The following is a 15,568-nucleotide window of genomic DNA, read 5'->3' on the forward strand; positions in this document are numbered from 1 at the left end:
CATCCAGGAAACGGATCCGGCAGCCGGGCAGGCCAGATCCGTTTTCCGGATCACCCGACGGGAGCCGCCCCCGCTCCCAGTGACTACGAACGGGCAGATATCCCGGGAGAAAACAGATGCCGCTCACGACAGCCCTCGCTTTTCCGCCGTTCAGCAACCCCTATCCGCCGGGGATCCTGCGCACGCTCGCCCACACGAACGCGAGCGTGGCCGACGCCCTGGAAATGACCGACCAGAAACTCGCGGAACTCGGCCATCCGCCCGTCACGGACAGACTCACCGCCGGGGATTCCGGCCCGGCTCCCAGCCTGGAGACGGAATACGTCCACAACCTGGTGGCGGCGACGCTCGTCCCGTACTCCGTGTACGCGTCGCTCGACCTGAAGGTCCAGCCGTCCATCATTCTCGGACACGGCGCGGGCTTCAACGTCGGCAGCGTGATCACGGACCTCATGACGATGGCGGAGACGATCGACGTCCTGCTCGGGGGCTTCGTCGAGGCCAAGCGGATGTCGCTGCGGGGCGGGATGCTCGCCCTCGCCGTCAACCAGCAGACCGCTCGGGCGATGTGCCGGCAGGTCTCGGAGGAGGGCCTGTACGTCGGCATGATCAACGCTCCGAACCAGACGGTGGTCTGCGGCTGGTTCGACGACCTGGACCTGCTGCAGAGCCACGCGGAGCGCAACGGCGTCTCCTGCCGGCGCCTCGCCGCCCTGCTCCCCATCCACACCCCGCTGTTCCGGCCGGCGGCCCTCCAGGCGATCATGCGCCAGGAGGAGCGCACCGTGGACCCCGTGCTGCCCCCGCTGTACTTCACCACCGAGTGCCGGCCGATCGTCGAGACCGACACGGTCAGGAGGGCGTCGCTCGCCATCTGGACCAAGCCCGCGAACCTGATCGAGTCCGTGACGGACCTTCAGGAGAACTTCGGCGTCAACCACTTCATCGAGATCAACACCACCCCGACCCTCGCTCCGATGATCGTCCAGAACGCGCTCCCGGGCACCCGGGTCGACGGCCCGCCGACCGGCATCACGGACGCCGCGGACGTGCTCCCGTTCCTGAACGGCGCCTACTGACCCCGATCGCGCGCATGACGGCCCGTCAGCCCAGCTGGCGGGCCGTTCCCGCGTCCCTCGCGTACGATCGGTCGGGGGCCCGCTCGTGCCGGGCGAACGGAGCGGTGACCGTCGCTCAGATGTACGGTCTCCCGGGGGACTTGGGCACCGGTCCGGCGGCCGCGCGCGTGAACTGCCTCACCAGGGCGACTGCCGCCCCGCAACGGGCCGGTGGATCTCGACAGTTGATAGGCTCTGGCTATCAAGATCAGTCCGATCAGGTATTGGACGACGCGTTGCTCCGGGTCCTACGGTCCTGAGCATGACCACCCACCCCGCATTAACGGCCCTGCCGCGTCCGGCTTCCTGGCAGGTGACGGTGCCCACCCGGGCCCGCGCGGACGCTCAGCCGCTCCTCACCGGCCGCAGCACCACCGGGGCCGGCCGATGAGCACTCCCCGGGAGCAGTCCGAGCCGCGGATGCTGGTCCCCTCCCTGGTGTTCGTCGCCCTGGTCGTGTCGGCGGTCGCCAGCCTCGGGGCGCCGCTCATCACCACCGTGGCCACCACGTTCCACGTCTCGCTCAACAGCGCGCAGTGGACGCTGACCATCGCGCTGCTGGCCGGCGCGGTCTCCACGCCGATCCTCGGCCGGCTCGGCGCCGGCCCGCACCGGCGCGCCACGATCCTCGCCACGCTGGCGGTCGTCGTCGTGGGCAGTGCGCTCACCGTGCTGCCGCTGCCGTTCGCCTGGCTGCTGGTCGGCCGGGCCGGGCAGGGCATCGGGCTCGGTCTGACGGCGCTGATGATGGGCGTGGCCCGCGACCACCTCCCCGAGGAGCGCAGCGCGGCCACCATCTCCCTGGTCTCGGTGGTCTCCATCATCGGGGTCGGCGCCGGCTACCCCCTCGCCGGCCTGCTCACCCAGGTGGGCGGGGTGCGCGCCGCCTACGGCCTCGGCCTGTTCGTCACCACCATCGCCTTCCTGGCCGCCTGGCGCTTCATGCCCGAAGCCCCCGCGGGCCGCTCCGCCCACGTGGACACGGTGGGCGCGCTCCTCCTGGCGGGTGGACTGTTCCTCGTCCTGTACCTGGCCGGCGAGCGGAGCCTGTGGAGCCACGACCTCAGCGTGGCGGTGGTGCTGGCCGTCGTCGCCGCGGTCCTGCTCGCCGTCTGGACCGTCACCGGGCTGCGCGGCAAGGCGCCGCTGATCGACCTCAAGGCGCTGCGGCACCCGGCGGTCGCCGGGGCGAACCTCGCCATGTTCGTCGGCGCGATCGGCATGTACATCCTGCTCACGCTGATCACCCGGTACGCGCAGACGCCGCACAGCGCCGGCTACGGCTTCGGGCTCACCACCTTCGTCGCCGGGCTGGTCCTGATCCCGTTCTCCGTGCTGGGGTTCGTCGGCGGCAAGCTCACGCCCCCGATGCTCAAGCGGATCGACGCCCCGTTCCTGCTGGCCGGCAGCGCCGTCATCATCGTCGGCGGGTTCGTCCTCTTCACCACGGCCCGGTCGAACCTGGTCGACCTGCTGCTGGCGATGAGCGTGCTGGGCTTCGGCGTCGGCAGCTTCTCGGCCGCCATGCCCGGCGTCATCCTGGCCGTTACGCCTAAGAGCGAGACATCCAGTGCGATGAGCTTCAACTACATCACGCGCAGCGTGGGGTACTCGCTCGGCAGTGCCATCGGCGGCCTGGTCCTGTCCGCCGGCACCGACACCGGCCGGATCTTCCCGAACGACAGCGCCTACACCACGGCGGCCCTGGTCGGCATCGTCGCGATGGCGATCACCACGGTCGCCAGCCTGGTCCTGGCCCGCAAGCGCTCGCCGCAGGCCGAGCCGGCCGCCGCCCCGACCCGGAGCCCGAGCCGGTCGAGCCAGTGACCCGCCCGCCGGACGGCACCGCTGCGGCGCCGTCCACGGAGGCCGGAGGCCCGGAGGCCGGGATCTGTCGGAAAACGTGTCTGGAATTCGCCCGAAGGTGGGCGGATCCAGCCAGTTGGGGTCCCGACAGCGTTGTGGCGGTGCGGCCGGTGAGGGCTGCGCCACCGCCGACAGTGCAGCGGGTGACCGCAGCAGGCATCCCGCCGTCCGGGCCTGCCGCCAGGCTCTGTGGCAGGCGGTCGGCACACAGCGGTGATCAGGTCTCGGTGGGCGGTACACCCACCTTGACGGTGTCCGGGCGCGGGCATAGCGTACGCCAGCGTATTGAGCAAGCGCTTAGAGAGGGTCGTCCGTGCCGCACCCCCACCCGCACCCCGATCCGTCCGCCCCCGCCCCCGCGCCCGCCCCGGCGCATGCTCCCGAAGCGCTCGTCGCCCCCGGGGCCCCCTTCGCCGTCGTCCGCGGCGAGGACGGTGGACTGCTGTACGCGGACGGGCCGCGCACCCTGCGGGAGTTCGTCGAGGCCACCTGGGCGTTCGGCGACCGGCCGTTCCTCATTGCCGCCACCGGGACGTACACCTACCGGGAGTTCTTCGCCGCCGCCTCCGCGCTCGCGCGGCGGTTCGTCGAGGAGTACGGGCTGCGGCCCGGCGACCGGGCGGTCGTCGCGATGCGCAATCACCCCGAGTGGCAGATCGCCTTCTGGGCCGCACAGCTGGCCGGGCTGGTCGCCGTGCCGCTCAACGCCTGGTGGACCGAGGACGAGTTCACGTACGCCCTCGACCACTGCTCGCCGCGCGTGCTCCTCGTCGACGGTGAGCGGCTGCCGCGGGTCGAGGCCTGGCGCAAGCGGGCCGGTGTCCGGGCCGTCGTCTTCCACCAGGAGGGCGAGCCGACGGAAGGAGTCGAGCCGACGGAAGGAGTCGAGCCGACCGAAGGAGTCGAGCGGTACGAGGACTTCGAGCGCCCGGATCCGCTCGCCGCGCCGCCCGCCGTCGAGGTCCGGGCCGAGGACGACGCCACCATCATCTACACCTCAGGGACCACCGGGCGGCCCAAGGGCGCCGTCGCCACACAGCTCGCGCAGGCCGGGGCAGCACTCAATCCGCGGTTCCACGCGGCCGCTTCCGCGCTCGCGCGCGGAGTGATGCCGGGGCAGGGGCCCGCACCCGTCGTCCTGCTGACGTTCCCGTTCTTCCATGTGGCCGCGTTCACCACGCTGTACTCGACGATGGCGGCCGGCGGAACGCTCGTACTGATGCGGAAGTGGGACGCCGAGCAGGCCCTCGAGCTCATCGAGCGGCACCGCATCACGTACTACTCCGGCGTGCCGACCACCGCGCTGCAGTTGCTCGACGCAGCCGAGCGGGCCGGGTCGGAGCTGGCGACGCTCTCGCACCTCAGCACCGGCGGGGCCGCCGCGCCGCCCGATCTCGTGGCGCGGCTGACGGCGAGGTACGGACAGCGGATCGAGCCGCGCAACGGCTACGGGCTCACCGAGACCAGCGGTGGCGTGCTCGCCAACTTCGGGGCCGGCTACCGGGAGAACCCGGGCAGTGTGGGGCGGCCGTCGTCCGCGACCGAGGTGCGGATCGCCGGTCCCGCCGGCGAGCCGCTGCCCGAGGGCGAGGTCGGTGAGCTGTGGCTGCGCGGGCAGTCCCTCGTGCGCGGGTACTGGAACGATCCGGCCGCCACCGCCGCCGCGTTCCACGACGGCTGGTTCAGGACCGGCGATCTCGCGACCGTGCGGGAGGGGCGGGTCAGCGTCGTCGACCGGCTCAAGGACATGGTCATCCGCGGCGGAGAGAACGTGTACTGCGTCGAGGTCGAGGCGGTCCTGCACGATCACCCGGAGGTGGCCGACGCCGCTGTACTGGGCGTACCGCACCCGGTGCTGGGGGAGGAGGTCGCGGCCGTGGTGCAGTTGCGCGCCGGGGCCACCGTCGCCGTGGACGAGCTGCGGGCGCATGTCGGCAGGTCCCTCGCGGCCTTCAAGGTGCCGGCGCATGTCCTGCTGCGGGACGGGCCGATACCCCGTAATCCCACCGGGAAGATCCTCAAGCGGGAGCTCCGCGGGCCGGTCCAGGAGCAGCTGTCGCAGGACCGGTCGGTCAAGAACGCGTGATGCGCACCCGGTAGCGGCCGCCCGAGTCCTCGCGGATCACCGATATACGGATCCTGTTCCCGGCGTCGGTGAAGGTCTGGCCGGGCCCGTACGCCGCGTCGGAGAGCTCCGCGTGCACATTGGGCCGCCGGGTGCAGCCGCCGCTGTTGCGTTTGCTGTCCGAGACCGACACCGGTCCCTGTCCGGTGTCCACGTCGGACTGCACGTGGTAGATCAGTACGCCCGGCTCGCACACGGCCTCGTCGTTGCCCGCCCTGGTGCGTACTTCCACCGCGTACCCGGAGTCCTCGGTCACCGGAACGATCGCCATCTTGGCGCCGCCCGAGGTGGCCAGCGGGGTCAGCGAGTACTCGGTGGTGCCGGGCGCGGACGCGCAGCTGATCTGGTCGGCGTCCAGCCAGCCGAGCTTCCACTTGTGCCAGCCCAGCAGATCGTTGTTGGCGCCCCAGTCCTCGGACATGATGTCCCAGTGACCGACCGCGCCGCCGCCCTCGGTGGTGTAGAGGTCGGGCAGGCCGAAGACATGGCCGTTCTCATGGGGCAGTACGCGAAAGCCGGTCTCGTCGTACGACCCCGAGCCGTCGTCCTGGCGGCTGTAGACGAAGGACGTGTTGGCCAGCGGCACGCCGTCCGCGAGCGGGGCGTCGTCGTTGCCCGAGAAGGTCACGGAGAGCACGGTGTCCAGCGCCGAGGGGCCGGCATTGGGTGTGACCAGGATGTTCACCAGGTCGTATGTGCTGAAGTCCACCTTCGGGTCGGCGGCGGCCACGATGTCCTGGACGAGCTTGCGGTAGCCGGGCTCGTAGGGTGAGCCGCGCTCTATCCCGTACGCCGCGAACGGCATCGGCATCCGCAGCCAGTCGGTGACCGGCGCGTCCGGGCGGTAGCTGAGCCGTCCGTACGAACTGGTCTTGAACCACTCCGAAGTCTGCGGGAAGAACTCCGCGAGCCGGTCGAGAGCCGGCCCCGGGCCCGGTGCGTCCGGGAAGTCGATCATCAGGTTGAGGGCGCGGACCTCGCCGGTGGAGCGCGAATATCCGGGCGGGGTCGGCATTCCCTCCGACATCTGCACGCCGATGGTGGACGCGATCCGGCACGGGCCGAGCCCCCGCTCCTGGGCGGCCACGGGTCCCGCCGATGCCCGCGTGGGGGCGGGGAGCGTGGCGCTCGCCGTGGTGAGGGCGGCGAGCGCGAGTGAGGCGAGGAGGGCGAGCGCGCTGAGGCGCCGGTGCCTGCCGGTTCTGCGTATCCGGTGGCGCGTCTGCTCCATGCAATCGCCTCGGGGTCCGCGGCAGCAGGCCGGCCCTCGCTGCGCTGTGCGATCAGCCTGTGACGGGTGGTGGCGGGCCGCGCGCGGGGTGGGCCGATCGTGGGTATTTCCCGCGGCTAATGCGTGATGCAGGTCACATTGGATGCGGGAAATAACCGGGGAGGGTTTCCCCGTTTGAACTCGTGTCCCCGCGAAACGGGGAAACGGTCCCCGCTTGCGTAGCGATACGAGAGCGATTCGGGAGCGATACGAGCCGGACGGGCCGGCCAGGCCGGACAGGCCGAGCCGAGAGACAGACCGGATGAGAGAGCCGGACAGAGAGGAAGTGGAGCCGTGAGCCCCGCCGCCGACACCGAAGCGCGCCGCTCCCCACGGCCGCGGGCAGACGCCCTGCGGAACCGGGAGCGGATCGTGACGGCCGCCCGCGAGATGTTCGTCGAGTTCGGACCCGACGTCCCGCTCGACGAGATCGCCCGCCGGGCCGGCGTCGGAAACGCCACGCTCTACCGGCACTTCGCCGACCGCGACGCCCTCATCCATGAGGTCGTCCTCTTCGTTCTCGCCCGCACCACGGAACGGGCGCAGGAGGCGGCCGCCGAGGAAGCGGACACCTTCGCGGCGCTTCGCCGCTTCGCCCACGCGGCCGCGGACGAACGGATCGGGGCCCTGTGCCCGCTGCTGACCGGCACCTTCGACCGGCACTTTCCCGACCTGACCCATGAGCAGGAACGCCTGGAAGAGGCAGTCGACGGCCTCTTCGAACGCGCGCACAAGGCGGGCCGTCTGCGCACCGACGTCGCCGTCGGAGATCTGCTCGTCGCGCTCTCCCAGCTCACCCGGCCGCTGCCGGGCACCGTGTGCCCGAACATGGACCGGTTCGTGCACCGTCATCTACAGCTGTTCCTGGACGGTCTGGAAGCGCCCGCGCGCTCCGAACTGCCGGGCGCGGCCGCGACTTTGGAGGACCTGCGGAGCACCCCGTGAAGCAGTAGATCCGTCACTTCCGATTACTTCGGGCGGCTCCGCCAGTCCCCCTACGACTTCTTGACCACGTCCCGTTATGACCTCTTCGCATCCTTAGGTGGCTACTCGCATGCCAAAAACAGCCGACATCTCACTTCCGGACCCGAGTCGCTGGAAAGCCCTGGTCTTCATAGCCCTGGCCCAGCTGATGGTGGTGCTCGACGCGACGATCGTGAACATCGCGCTCCCGCACGCCCAGCACGATCTGGGAATTTCGGAGGCCAACAAGCAGTGGGTCATCACCGCCTATGCGCTCGCCTTCGGCGGACTCCTGCTCTTCGGCGGCCGGATCGCCGACCTGTGGGGCCGTAAGCGCGCCTTCGTCGTCGGTCTGCTCGGCTTCGCCGGCGCCTCCGCGCTCGGCGGCGCGGCGACCGGCGAGGCGATGCTGCTCGGCTCCCGCGCACTGCAGGGTGCCTTCGGCGCGCTGCTCGCGCCCGCCGCGCTCTCGCTGCTAGCGGTGATGTTCACCGACGCCAAGGAGCGCGCCAAGGCCTTCGGTATCTACGGTGCGATCGCCGGTGGCGGTGGCGCCGTGGGTCTGATCCTCGGCGGCGTGCTGACCGAGTACCTCAACTGGCGCTGGACGTTCTTCGTCAACATCCCGTTCGCGATCGTCGCCGCCGCCGGCGCGTACTTCGTGATCCGTGAGCCGGCCGGCGGCCGTAACCGCTCGACGCTCGACATTCCCGGCGTGGTCCTGTCCACCCTGGGTCTGGTCTCGCTGGTGTACGGCTTCACCCGGGCCGAGTCCGACGGCTGGTCCGACACCACCACCGTTGGTCTGTTCGTCGCCTCCGCCCTGCTGCTCGCCGCGTTCGTCCTCACCGAGGCGAAGGTCAAGTCGCCGCTGCTGCCGCTGCGCGTCCTGACCGAGCGCAACCGCGGCGGTGTCTACCTCTCGCTGGGCCTCGCGATCATCGCGATGTTCGGGCTGTTCCTCTTCCTCACCTACTACCTGCAGATCGTCAGGGGCTACTCGCCGGTCAAGACCGGCTTCGCCTTCCTCCCGATGATCGCGGGCATGATCACCGGCTCCACCCAGATCGGCGCCCGGCTGATGACCCGGGTCGCGCCGCGGCTGCTGATGGGCCCGGGCTTCCTGGTCGCCGGAGTCGGCATGCTGATGCTCACGCAGCTGGACGTCGGTTCCTCCTACGCCGGTCTGATCCTGCCCGCGCAGCTGCTGCTGGGTCTGGGCATGGGTACGGCCTTCATGCCGGCCATGTCGCTGGCCACGCACGGGGTGCGTCCGGAGGACGCCGGTGTGGCGTCCGCCATGGTCAACACCTCGCAGCAGGTCGGCGGTGCCATCGGTACCGCGCTGCTGAACACCATCGCCGCCTCGGCCACGACCGCGTACATCACCTCGCACGCGGCGGGCGCCACCAACCAGAAGCTGCTGCAGGCGCAGGCCATGGTGCACGGCTACTCGAACGCCATCTGGTGGGCGGTCGGCATCCTCGCCACCGCCGCCGCGATCGCTTTCACGCTGATCAACACCGGGCGCCCGGGGGCCGGTTCGGTCACCGCGGCCTCGGGTGACGGTGTCGAGGACGAGATCAAGGTTCCCGTCGTCGCGCACTGACGCGAGCTCGGCGGACGCTGAGAGGTCAAGCGGAAAGGGCCCTGCCCGGGTGGTGAACCCGGGCAGGGCCCTTCGCGTGCTGCGTCAGCGGAGCCAGGGCAGGTCCGCGCCCGAGTCCTGCGGCTGGAGCCCCTCGGCCATGATCCGCATGATCTCGCCCAGCTGCCCCACCTGTTCGGGCGTGAGCCGGTCGAACATCGCCTGGCGTACGGCCTCGACATGGCCGGGTGCGCTCCGTTGCAGAACCTGGAAGCCCTCGTCCGTCAGTACGGCGTTCTGCCCGCGCTTGTCGGAGGGGCAGTCCTCACGGCGTACCCAGCCGTTCTTCTCCAGACGTGCGATCGCGTGCGAGAGCCGGGAGCGGGTGATCTTGGCGTCGATGGCCAGCTCGGTCATTCGCCTGCGGCGGCGCGGGGCCTGGGAGAGCTGGACGAGCAGGCCGTAGTAGATGTGCGGCATACCGGCATCGCGCTGCAATTGGCGGTCGAGGTGATCCTCGAAGAGGGTGGTGGCGTGCAGATACGAGCGCCAGACGCGCTGCTCGTCCTCGGTGAGCCAGCGCGGTTCGGTGCCGCCCCCGCCGGTGGATGCCGTGTTCATGGATTCCACTCTACGACCCATTCTTGAAAGTTGAACTATATGGAGTTAGGGTTCGGTATAGCTTGAAACTTCAAGTAGACCGGGAGCTGTCATGAGTGCCACCCCCACCGCGGAGCGCATGCCCGCCCTCTATCTCTCCCACGGTGCCCCGCCGCTCGCCGACGACCCCGTCTGGCCCGGCGAGCTCGCCGCCTGGTCTGCCGGCCTGCCGCGCCCCAAGGCGATCCTGATGGTCTCCGCCCACTGGGAGGAGGCACCGCTCGCGCTCGGCGCCACTCAGACCGTGCCGCTGGTGTACGACTTCTGGGGCTTCCCCGAGCACTACTACCGCGTGACGTACGCCGCTCCCGGTGCTCCGCAACTCGCCGACTCCGTACGGAAATTGCTGCGCGGAGCCGGTACGCCCGTGCAGGACATCCCGGACCGCGGCCTCGACCACGGAGCGTACGTCCCGCTGGTGGAGATGTTCCCGGGCGCCGACATACCCGTACTCCAGATCTCCATGCCCACGCTCGACCCGCAGAAGCTGCTGGAGATCGGGGGCAGGCTCGCGCCGCTGCGGGACGAGGGCGTGCTGATTGTCGGCAGCGGCTTCTTCACGCACAATCTGGCCGCGCTGCGGCATCAGGGGACTCCAGGCTGGTCGGCGGAGTTCGACGACTGGGGGCAGCGGGCGCTCGCGGCGGCCGATGTGGACGCGCTGCTGGACTTCGAGAACAAGGCACCGGCCGGGCGGCTGGCCCATCCGAGGACCGAGCACTTCGCGCCGCTCTTCGTCACGCTGGGAGCGTCTCAGGGCGAGCTCGAGAGCGGGCGGAGTGTGATCGAGGGCTTCTGGATGGGCCTGGCGAAGCGGTCCGTCCAGTTCGGTTAGTTCGACCCGGTTCAGCCGGCTCGGCCCAGTGCGGTTCGGCCCAAGCGTTGGCGGCCTACCCCTCCAGGCCCAGCTTCTTCTCGTACCAGGCCACGTCCCAGTACTTCCCGAACTTCCTGCCCACCTGCTCGTACGTCCCGATGTGCCGGAACCCGAAGCGGGTGTGCAGGCGGGTCGATGCCTCGTTCGGCAGGGCGATCCCGGCGTACGCGCGGTGCAGGTCTTCGCCGTCCAGAGCCTCGAAGAGCGATTTGTAGAGCAGCGTGCCAATGCCACGGCCCGCCGCCTCGGGGGCGCAGTAGACGCTGACCTCGACGGAGGTGGAGTACGCGGCCTTGGGGCGGAAAGGGCTGCTCGTCGCGTAGCCGAGAATGAGGGCAGAACGGACATCCCGAGCAACCAAAAGACGGTGGTGGCCGTCTTCAGGGTGAGAGTGCAGCCAAGGGCGGCGCTGCTCGGGCGTGAAGACGGCAGTGTCGAACGTGATCGCCGTCTCGCGTACGTAGTGGTTGTAAAGCTCGGTGAGGGCGTCGAGATCGGCTTCCGTGCCCGCGCTGACCTGCACCTCTGTACGTTCCTGCGGCATTCGTCCTCCCCGGGTGACGGGACAGGGTACTGCATGATCACGAAAATGATGGGCCGCGTGGGAATTCTGTCCCGATTCCAGTCGTTGTTTCCATCGGATGCAGGGCACCCGGAAGGGTGTCGCGACCTACTCAGCAAGGGAGCTCGCATGGCAACCCGTGCCGTCGCCCGTCGTCAGTCCGACTCCAGTGGGACCGGCCGGGCAAGCAGCGTTCGCGCCGTGGGCGGGGAGATCGCCGACCGCGACCTGGTCGGCATGTACCTCGATGAGATCGCGCGTACGCCGTTGCTCGACGCCGCCAAGGAAGTCGAACTGTCCCAGACCATCGAGGCCGGTGTGTACGCGCGCCAGATCCTCGACAAAGAGGTGGAGAGCGATGCCGGCGGCGCCACGCGTGAGGAGCTCGAGGCGCTGGTCGCCGAAGGTGAGCGCGCGAAGGACATCTTCATCCGCTCCAACCTCCGGCTCGTGGTGGCCGTCGCGCGACGCTATCCGCGCAGTGGTCTGCCGCTGCTCGACCTGATCCAGGAGGGCAACGCCGGCCTGGTCCGCGCGGTGGAGAAGTTCGACTACGCCAAGGGCTTCAAGTTCTCGACGTATGCGACCTGGTGGATCCGCCAGGCGATCACTCGCTCCATAGCCGACCAGTCCCGCACGATCCGGCTCCCTGTCCACCTGGTGGAGGAGCTCGGACGCATCCGCCGCGTCCAGCGCGAGTTCAACCGCGAGAACGGCCGCGAGCCGGAGGCGGCCGAGGTCGCGAAGGAGCTCGGCTCGACGCCGGAGCGGGTCAGGGACGTCCTGGACTGGGCGCGCGACCCGGTCAGCCTGAACATGGCGGTGGACGACGCGGGCGAGACGCAGTTCGGCGACCTGCTGGAGGACACCTCGGCGGTGTCGCCCGAGCAGTCGGTGCTCACGCTGCTGCGCAGCGAGGGGCTGGACGACCTGATCGGCAGGCTCGACCACCGTACGGCGTCGATCATCCGGATGCGGTACGGCATCGAGGACGGGCGGGAGCGCACGCTGACGGAGGTCGGCAAGGAGCACGGCCTGACGCGCGAGCGAATCCGCCAGATCGAGAAGCATGCGCTGCTGGAGCTGAAGCGGATGGCCCGCGACACGGGCTTCGACGCGGCGGCGTAACCGCCCCCCAAAGCGGACCCCGGTACCTTCCCCCCCGGTGCCGGGGTCCTTCTCTGCCCGGGTCACCCCGGGCGGAGGCCCTTTTCCGGTGACCGGGGGTGATTCCCCTACCCCGCCCCTTCCCGAAACTGTCAGTTGCTCGGTCATGTGGTCGGGGTGGGCCGGGGACGTTGTCGGAGTCACCCGGTCATGTGGTGAGCGTGGGCCGGGGGCGTTGATGGTTGCTCTTCGGTGGGTGGTTTCCTCTGTTGCTCGGTCATGTGGTCGGGGTGGGCCGGGGGCGTTGTCGGTTGCTCTTCGTGGCTGGTTTCCACCGGCGAACCGAGGGTGGCGGCGGGCCGCACCCGTGTCGTTCGGGTGGGGAGGGGCCGTGCAGTGTCCGCCCCGCCAGTCGCCCGGTCATGTGGTGCGCGTGGGCCGGGGGCGTTGGTGGTTGCTCTTCGGTGGGTGGTTTCCTCTGTTGCTCGGTCATGTGGTCGGGGTGGGCCGGGGGCGTTGATGGTTGCTCTTCGGTGGGTGGTTTCCACCGGCGAACCGCTGAACCCCCGCGGCGAGCGGTCTTGTCTCGTCCTGGTGGGGAGGTGCCGTGCAGGGTCGGCCCCGCAGGGGATTGGCGGCAAAACCGGGGTCACGCACCAAGAGCCTGTACGCCGCCGACCCCGAGGAGTCGAGCCCGGAGGGGCACCGGAGCCCGCACCGGACAAGAACCCGCGCCCCGCCGGAGGCAACCCGCACCCCAAGCCCGGGCAACAAAGCCCGCCGCCCGCCGGAGGCAACCCGCACCGGACAAGACCGGACGACCCCAAGCCCGGGCAACAAGACCCCGCGCCCCGGGCAACAGGCAGACGCTCACCGTGCCGCGCGGCTCAGGCGCGCGGCCAGGTCCGTTACGTACTCCGACAGCCGCCCCGGACCATGGACCGTGAACTCGCAGTCCACCAGGGCCAGTCGGAGCGCCAGCCACTCCACCGAGTCCGCGGACCGCGCCCGCAGCCTGCACGTCTCCTCGCCCGTCGGCACCGGCGCGCCCAGATGTTCCGGGAGCCGCGCCGCCACAACCGCCGCCGGCGCCTCGAAGCTCACGTCGATGTCGTACTCCGGCTGCCGCGACATCGAGTGCCCGAGCAGCTTCGCCGCATCCCCCGTCGGCAGCTCCCGCGGCACAAAGCGCGCCCCTGTGGCAAACGGTTCCGAGACCCGGTCGACCCGGAACGTACGCCAGTCGTCCCGCTCGATGTCGTACGCGACGAGATACCAGCGACGGCCCGTCGAGACCAGCCGGTACGGCTCGACCTGCCGTTTGGTCTCGGTCCCGTCACCCGCGCGGTAGCCGAAGCGGAGGCGCTCGCGCCCGGTCGCCGTGCCCGCGATGACGGTCAGCGTCTGCGGGTCGATCGTCGCGCCGTCGCCGCGGGTGAGCGGGATCGTCGCCGCCTGGAGCGTGGTGACCCGGTGCCGCAGCCGCGACGGAAGCACCTGTTCCAGCTTGGCCAGAGCTCGTACGGAAGCTTCCTCGATGCCCTCGATGGCATGGCCGGCTCCCGCCCGCAGGCCCACCGCGATCGCCACCGCCTCCTCGTCGTCGAGGAGCAGCGGAGGCATCGCCGCGCCCGCGACCAGGCGGTACCCGCCGACCGCCCCCTTCGTCGCCTCGACCGGATAGCCGAGGTCCCGCAGCCGGTCGATGTCGCGCCGGATCGTGCGCGGGCTCACCTCGAGGCGCTCGGCGAGCTCGCTGCCCGGCCACTCGCGCGGAGTCTGGAGAAGGGAGAGCAGATTCAGGAGTCGTGCCGGAGTGTCCGTCATGTTCTTCAGGATGCCCGCCATCTAGGACATGAGCTGACCTATATCCACTCTAGATTCAGCGTTATGAGTTCACAGCCCGCCGTACCGGATACGGCATCAGACCGTCGTCGCTGGATTGCGCTCGCCATCGTCATGACCGCGGCCTTCATGGACCTGGTCGACGTCACCATCGTCAACATCGCGATCCCGAGCATGCAGCGGGACCTCGGCGCCTCGTTCGGCGCGATCCAGTGGATCACCGCCGGATACGCGCTCGCCTTCGCCGCCGGTCTGATCACGGGTGGCCGGCTCGGTGACATCTACGGCCGCAAGCGCCTCTTCCTGATCGGCATCTCCGGCTTCACGCTCGCCTCCGCGCTCTGCGGTTTCGCGGCGAACGAGGAGATGCTGGTCGCCTCCCGTCTGCTGCAGGGTGCGACGGCCGCGATGATGGTGCCGCAGGTGCTCGCGATCATCCATGTCACCTTCCCGGCGCATGAACGCGGCAAGGTCTTCGGCATGTTCGGCGCGACCATCGGCCTCGGTGCGGTGTCCGGACCGCTGCTCGGCGCGCTGCTGACCCAGTGGAACCTCTTCGGTCTCGAGTGGCGCCCGATCTTCCTGATCAACCTGCCGGTGGGCATCGCCGGACTGATCCTGGGCCGGAAGTTCATCACCGAGTCCCGCGCCCCGAAGGCGCTCAAGCTCGACCTGGTCGGCGTCGCGCTGGTCACGCTCGGACTGCTGATGCTGATCTATCCGCTGACCCGCGGGCGTGAGCTGGGCTGGCCGCTCTGGGGCCATCTGTGCATGGCCGGCAGTCTGGTCGTCTTCGCCGCCTTCGTGGCGTACGAGAAGAAGAAGACCCGCAAGGACGGCTCGCCGCTGGTCGAGCTCTCGCTGTTCAGGGTGAAGAGCTTCGCCGCCGGTATCGCCGTGCAGCTCACCTTCGGTATCGCCTGCGGGATCTTCTTCCTGGTCTGGACGCTGTACATGCAGATCGGTCTGGGCTGGAGCCCGCTGCGGGCGGGCCTGACCGGTGTCCCGTTCTCGATCGCCGTGTCCGCGGCAGCCGGGATATCCGTACAGAAGCTGGTGCCGCGCTTCGGCCGGAAGGTGCTCCAGGGGGGCGCGGTGACGATGGCCGCAGGGCTGCTGCTCTACATCTGGGAGGCCGGGCGGTACGGCACGGCGATCCATTCCTGGCAGATGAGCCTGCCGCTCGTGGTGATGGGCGTCGGGATGGGCCTGATCGTGGCACCGCTGACGGACGCGGTTCTGTCGGACGTGCCGCGTGAGCACTCGGGCTCGGCGTCCGGGCTGATCAACACGACGCAGCAGATGGGTAATGCGCTCGGGCTCGGCCTGGTCTCGGTGGTCTTCTTCGGGTCGATCGACGACCGGATCGCGCCGAGCGCGGTGGGCAAGGCCTTCGCGGATGCGTTCCAGAGCTCGCTGTGGTGGGTGGTGGCGGTGCTGGTCGTGATCTTCCTGGTGATGTTCGCGCTGCCGACGCGGCCGAAGCAGCATGTGGAGGGGGCGGACGCGGAGACGGTGACCGAGGGCCCGGTGGACCTGGAGCCCGCGCTCTCGCACTGACGCGGCCAAGGTGTACGACGAGGCTCG

12 protein-coding genes are annotated in these 15,568 nt (G+C 69.9%); 8 read left to right on the forward strand and 4 right to left on the reverse strand.

Annotated features, from left to right (window positions below):
- The first annotated feature begins 116 nt into the window (after positions 1-116).
- From ACFYXH_RS10110 to ACFYXH_RS10120, 3 genes are all read left to right on the forward strand, one after another.
- On the forward strand, positions 117-1,079 hold the full coding sequence (locus tag ACFYXH_RS10110) for a hypothetical protein (protein WP_389561611.1): 963 nt from the start codon (positions 117-119) through the stop codon (positions 1,077-1,079).
- A 426-nt stretch (positions 1,080-1,505) separates the two neighbouring features.
- Positions 1,506-2,945 (forward strand): MFS transporter, encoded by a 1,440-nt coding sequence (locus ACFYXH_RS10115; protein WP_389561612.1) that lies wholly within the window; start codon positions 1,506-1,508, stop codon positions 2,943-2,945.
- Between the two features lie 352 nt (positions 2,946-3,297).
- Positions 3,298-5,070: a class I adenylate-forming enzyme family protein gene (locus ACFYXH_RS10120; RefSeq protein ID WP_389561613.1), complete on the forward strand. Its 1,773-nt coding sequence runs from the start codon at positions 3,298-3,300 to the stop codon at positions 5,068-5,070.
- On the opposite strand, the gene ACFYXH_RS10125 is transcribed toward ACFYXH_RS10120, so the two are convergent.
- The gene (locus ACFYXH_RS10125) at positions 5,057-6,340 is read right to left on the reverse strand and encodes a M6 family metalloprotease domain-containing protein (protein WP_389561614.1); all 1,284 of its coding nucleotides are present in this window, start codon (positions 6,338-6,340) and stop codon (positions 5,057-5,059) included. The two genes, ACFYXH_RS10120 and ACFYXH_RS10125, sit on opposite strands and share 14 nt — an antisense overlap.
- A gap of 333 nt (positions 6,341-6,673) precedes the next feature.
- On the opposite strand from ACFYXH_RS10125, the gene ACFYXH_RS10130 reads away from it, so the two are divergent.
- Together ACFYXH_RS10130 and ACFYXH_RS10135 are read left to right on the forward strand one after the other, a co-directional pair.
- Positions 6,674-7,324 (forward strand): TetR/AcrR family transcriptional regulator, encoded by a 651-nt coding sequence (locus ACFYXH_RS10130; protein ID WP_389561615.1) that lies wholly within the window; start codon positions 6,674-6,676, stop codon positions 7,322-7,324.
- Positions 7,325-7,433: 109 nt separating this feature from the next.
- Positions 7,434-8,951, forward strand: a complete 1,518-nt coding sequence (locus ACFYXH_RS10135; RefSeq protein ID WP_389561616.1) for an MFS transporter — start codon at positions 7,434-7,436, stop codon at positions 8,949-8,951.
- Between the two features lie 84 nt (positions 8,952-9,035).
- Here ACFYXH_RS10135 and ACFYXH_RS10140 read toward each other — a convergent pair whose 3' ends face one another.
- Entirely contained in the window at positions 9,036-9,560 is a 525-nt protein-coding gene (locus ACFYXH_RS10140) for a MarR family winged helix-turn-helix transcriptional regulator (RefSeq protein ID WP_389561617.1), read from the reverse strand.
- Between the two features lie 82 nt (positions 9,561-9,642).
- Here ACFYXH_RS10140 and ACFYXH_RS10145 point away from each other — a divergent pair, with 82 nt between their 5' ends.
- Positions 9,643-10,425, forward strand: coding sequence for a dioxygenase (locus tag ACFYXH_RS10145; protein WP_389561618.1), 783 nt, complete (start codon positions 9,643-9,645; stop codon positions 10,423-10,425).
- 55 nt (positions 10,426-10,480) lie between these two features.
- Here the strand turns inward: ACFYXH_RS10145 and ACFYXH_RS10150 are convergent, their stop codons facing one another.
- Complete coding sequence (locus ACFYXH_RS10150) at positions 10,481-11,011, reverse strand: GNAT family N-acetyltransferase (protein WP_389561619.1); 531 nt, start codon at positions 11,009-11,011, stop codon at positions 10,481-10,483.
- Positions 11,012-11,158: 147 nt separating this feature from the next.
- Between ACFYXH_RS10150 and ACFYXH_RS10155 the strand changes: the two genes are divergently transcribed.
- Positions 11,159-12,157: an RNA polymerase sigma factor RpoD/SigA gene (locus tag ACFYXH_RS10155; RefSeq protein WP_389561620.1), complete on the forward strand. Its 999-nt coding sequence runs from the start codon at positions 11,159-11,161 to the stop codon at positions 12,155-12,157.
- 849 nt (positions 12,158-13,006) lie between these two features.
- Here the strand turns inward: ACFYXH_RS10155 and ACFYXH_RS10160 are convergent.
- A complete protein-coding gene (locus tag ACFYXH_RS10160; protein ID WP_389561621.1) occupies positions 13,007-13,963 on the reverse strand; it encodes a helix-turn-helix transcriptional regulator in 957 nt (318 codons plus the stop codon).
- Positions 13,964-14,026: 63 nt separating this feature from the next.
- On the opposite strand from ACFYXH_RS10160, the gene ACFYXH_RS10165 reads away from it, so the two are divergent.
- Complete coding sequence (locus ACFYXH_RS10165) at positions 14,027-15,541, forward strand: MFS transporter (protein ID WP_389561622.1); 1,515 nt, start codon at positions 14,027-14,029, stop codon at positions 15,539-15,541.
- Positions 15,542-15,568: the final 27 nt, after the last annotated feature.

Origin of the sequence: Streptomyces sp. NPDC002730, from assembly GCF_042888805.1 — a bacterium.
Taxonomy (GTDB): domain Bacteria; phylum Actinomycetota; class Actinomycetes; order Streptomycetales; family Streptomycetaceae; genus Streptomyces.

What these genes read in the sequence shown, in the direction of transcription:
- ACFYXH_RS10115 (WP_389561612.1), top strand. Translation starts at nt 1,506, where the DNA reads ATGAGCACTCCCCGGGAGCAGTCCGAGCCGCGGATGCTGGTCCCCTCC.
- ACFYXH_RS10150 (WP_389561619.1), bottom strand. Translation starts at nt 11,011, where the DNA reads ATGCCGCAGGAACGTACAGAGGTGCAGGTCAGCGCGGGCACGGAAGCC.
- ACFYXH_RS10145 (WP_389561618.1), top strand. Translation starts at nt 9,643, where the DNA reads ATGAGTGCCACCCCCACCGCGGAGCGCATGCCCGCCCTCTATCTCTCC.
- ACFYXH_RS10160 (WP_389561621.1), bottom strand. Translation starts at nt 13,963, where the DNA reads ATGACGGACACTCCGGCACGACTCCTGAATCTGCTCTCCCTTCTCCAG.
- ACFYXH_RS10125 (WP_389561614.1), bottom strand. Translation starts at nt 6,340, where the DNA reads ATGGAGCAGACGCGCCACCGGATACGCAGAACCGGCAGGCACCGGCGC.
- ACFYXH_RS10135 (WP_389561616.1), top strand. Translation starts at nt 7,434, where the DNA reads ATGCCAAAAACAGCCGACATCTCACTTCCGGACCCGAGTCGCTGGAAA.
- ACFYXH_RS10155 (WP_389561620.1), top strand. Translation starts at nt 11,159, where the DNA reads ATGGCAACCCGTGCCGTCGCCCGTCGTCAGTCCGACTCCAGTGGGACC.
- ACFYXH_RS10165 (WP_389561622.1), top strand. Translation starts at nt 14,027, where the DNA reads ATGAGTTCACAGCCCGCCGTACCGGATACGGCATCAGACCGTCGTCGC.
- ACFYXH_RS10110 (WP_389561611.1), top strand. Translation starts at nt 117, where the DNA reads ATGCCGCTCACGACAGCCCTCGCTTTTCCGCCGTTCAGCAACCCCTAT.